The following is a 1,045-nucleotide window of genomic DNA, read 5'->3' as shown; positions in this document are numbered from 1 at the left end:
CGCGGCGCATCACGCGCACGTCGCGCAGCATCGGCTCCAGCTCGGTGGTCACGAAGTCGTCGCGGTCCTCGTCTGTCGGCTGGTACACCGCCTGGTTGCGACGCTTGTGCTCGGCGAAATAGCCGACGGCCGCCAGGAAGATCTTGGTGTATCCGGTGCGAGCGGACTTGCGCCAGGTGACGTGGTTGATCTCGTCGTGGCCGATGCAGTCGGCAATGGCGATCTGGTACGGGTAGGCTTCCCACCGCCCCTGCTCGTAGCTGCTCTCCTCGCTGAGGTAGAAGTGCTCGGCCATCCATTGCGACAGGCGCATCGGCGGCGGCGCTTCGAGCGGACGCAGACCGCGGCGCAGCGCCGCGTTGATCTCGTCGCGCTGCTCGGTGCCGAGGTCCGCCAGCGACATGGGCGGCTCGACGTACACGGACTCGACTGCGTCGAGCATAGGCGTCAGTTCGGTCAATTTCCATCCTCCTCTTCATCGGGTTCGTCTTCGGCATCCGCGAGGCTGAGCGCCGCCGCCCGGTTGCGCGCCTTGCTGACTTCCTCCTCGAAGATGCGCAACGCCTCGGTGGGCAGCTCGACGCGACGGCGCACGCGCGGCACCAGGCCCTGAAGCAGGCTGCCCACATCGCCAGCCATCTTGGCGAGCACCAGTTCCAGCACCGCGACCGGTGCCAGCTCGCGGCGGTTCACCGCGTTGTCCATTGCGACGCGGTCGGCCTGCTCACGGGCGAGGCGGGCGCGCTCGCGCGCCAGTTCGCCGTCGGCCCCGCGGCCCGCCGCCTGTTCTCGCAGGTGTTTTGTGTACGCGCGCAGCCAGGCCGAGGCGGGCTGGCCCGCCTTCAGAATCCCGCGAGCGAGCAGCTCGCTGATCGCCTGCTGGCTGACGCCGACCAGGTCGCCGAATTGCTCCTGCGTCAGCGGGTGAGAGAGGGGCTGTTGCATCGCTTCCATGGGTACAACCCCCTTAAGCAACGCCCGCAACTACGGTGCGAACGGGGTTCGAATTACCCTTGACCGACCTCTCCCGGGAGGACCGAGGACC

2 protein-coding genes are annotated in these 1,045 nt (G+C 67.9%); both read right to left on the bottom strand.

Going from position 1 to position 1,045, the window contains the following annotated elements; all coding sequences use genetic code 11:
• On the bottom strand, positions 1-460 hold a 460-nt coding region (locus AC1D01_RS36140), incomplete at its 3' end, for a phage terminase large subunit family protein (protein WP_477874552.1).
• Complete coding sequence (locus AC1D01_RS36135; protein ID WP_477874550.1) at positions 457-945, bottom strand: terminase small subunit; 489 nt, start codon at positions 943-945, stop codon at positions 457-459. The genes AC1D01_RS36135 and AC1D01_RS36140, both read right to left, overlap by 4 nt.
• Positions 946-1,045 lie beyond the last annotated feature (100 nt).

This window comes from Rhizobacter sp. P3_B12 (genome assembly GCF_056402895.1).
The sequence above is the reverse complement of the archived record's forward strand: the minus strand, read 5'-3'. Positions and strand labels throughout refer to the sequence as shown.